The sequence below is a fragment of the Mycobacterium sp. 050272 genome (assembly GCF_039023525.1).
GTDB lineage: Bacteria > Actinomycetota > Actinomycetes > Mycobacteriales > Mycobacteriaceae > Mycobacterium.
Genome location: NZ_JBCHKV010000053.1, coordinates 1 through 1986 on the forward strand (window position 1 = coordinate 1; position 1986 = coordinate 1986).

Below are 1986 nucleotides of genomic sequence, written 5' to 3' on the forward strand. Positions count from 1 at the left end.
CATTGGTAGTCAGGGGCGCGGTGGCTGCAGAGCAGACCCGTTTCCCCATCCCCCTTTCAATCCGTGCGTGCGGTTTTCCCGCACACGGCTTACCGATGATCTTCTGGACATGGTTACGCAGCCTTCGGGTAGCGGACGGTACCGCGGAGTCGGTGCAGGCCGTGCCCGTTAAACCACTCCTGGGTCCATTGAGCAGCTTGTCCAGCACGCAAATTGCGCCCCCGCTTCTTGATCAGAAGCCGTTTGAGGCGCCACACCACGTACCGGTCAATCTGGATGAACTTGGCAGCGGCGTTACCGGTGCGAAAATAGTTACCCCAGCCGCGCAGGATCGGATTCAATGCCGCAATCACGTCACGGACATCGAGGCCGACCCGGTTGCGGCCGGTGAGATCGCGAACCTTGGCCCGCACCCTCCCCATCGCCGCTTGGCTAGGCCAGCGGTGTAGGTAGTAGCGGATGATCCGCTTTTGTTCCCACAACCGCCCCGACATGCGCGCCCGGAAGTGACAACCCAGAAAATCCAGGCCCTCACGACCCTCGCGCAGGTCGACCACCTTCGTCTTATCCGGATGCAGCCGCAACCCCAACGACGCCAGGATTTCTCCCACCACCGCTAAGGCGTGCTCGGCCTGTGCCGCGCTGCGGCACAACACCACACCATCATCGGCGTAGCGCACCAACTCACCCACATCGCGCTTCGTGAGTTCGATGTCGAGCACGTGCAGATAGACGTTGGCCAACAACGGCGAGATCACCCCGCCCTGCGGAGTGCCCGCGACCGTCCGCTGGGTCACCCCCTCGACCAACACCCCCGCTTGCAGCCACAGCCGCAGCAGTTTGAGCACCCGCCGATCCGAGACCCGCCTACCCACCTCGATGAGCAGTCGGTCGTGGTCGATCTCGCCGAAGAAATTGGCGATATCAAACTCCACCACGAACCGGTAGCCCTCGATGAACCCGGTACGTAACCGCTCCATCGCCGCCGTGGCCGACCGCTTCGGCCGAAACCCATACGAGCACGGCGCAAAGTCCGCCTCGAAAATCGGTTCCAGCACCAGCTTGGCCGCCTGTTGGGCTACCCGGTCTCGCACCGTCGGGATGCCCAACGGCCGCTTACCACCTTGTGGTTTCGGAATCTCCACCCGACGCGCCGGCGCCGGACGGTATCGACCCGTGCAGAGGTCATCACGCAACTCGCGCAACATGCGGTCCACGCCATAGTCCTCCACCGCAGCCAAGGTGATCCGATCCACCCCGGCCGCACCCTTATTCGCGCGTACCCGCTCCCATGCCTCCCACAGGACGTCACCCCTATAGATACGGTCATAAAGGGCGTGGAAACGCCGACCCGAAGACTGCTTGGCCGCAGCCCATAGCGCACGTTGCAGTTGTCGCACTTTCACCGGCGAAACCACCAACGGCTCGTCGGCTACGGCAAGCGATGACTTGCCGGGGTAGTTCGACCGAGACACCCCGGTCATGCCCTCACGCTTACCCACTTCGCCCGCGTGATCAAAGTTGGGGCCCTTCCCTCCCGGCGCGTTATGCTGCACGCCGATCAGCGGTACTACGACCCCATCGGACTCCCGCTGCCCTCCAAAGGATTTCACCATCGGCTTATACCCCTGGTCTTTGCCCGACGCAGGCCAGGCAGACGGGTCTCTCCTGTTTCGAACCAGACTGTGTGCACGTGCCGCCTCCCGTACCCCGGAAAGACCCGACGAACTAACCCCGGACCAGGGTTCGCCGGACATGGCCTTCGCCGTGACATGAGCGGCTCGGCTCTCCCGTTGTCAATTTGACGAGGCTGCAAAGTTCGCTTAACGCTACGGCCCGCACACTTGCTCCCTCCGAAGAGGCTCTTGACACCCCGCTCAGCCCGCCGCGTCTCCACGACGAACCGGGGCCTGCTACCCGGCGCTCCGGTACCTACCGGGACGGGACTTCCACCCGCTAGTCCAGTCCAACTTTCAGGACGCAACA

General features: G+C 63.3%; 1 protein-coding gene. It reads right to left on the reverse strand.

From position 1 onward, the window contains the following. Window positions 1-113 precede the first annotated feature (113 nt). A complete protein-coding gene (gene ltrA, locus AAHS21_RS31915) occupies window positions 114-1484 on the reverse strand; it encodes a group II intron reverse transcriptase/maturase (RefSeq protein WP_342931254.1) in 1371 nt (456 codons plus the stop codon). Window positions 1485-1986 lie beyond the last annotated feature (502 nt).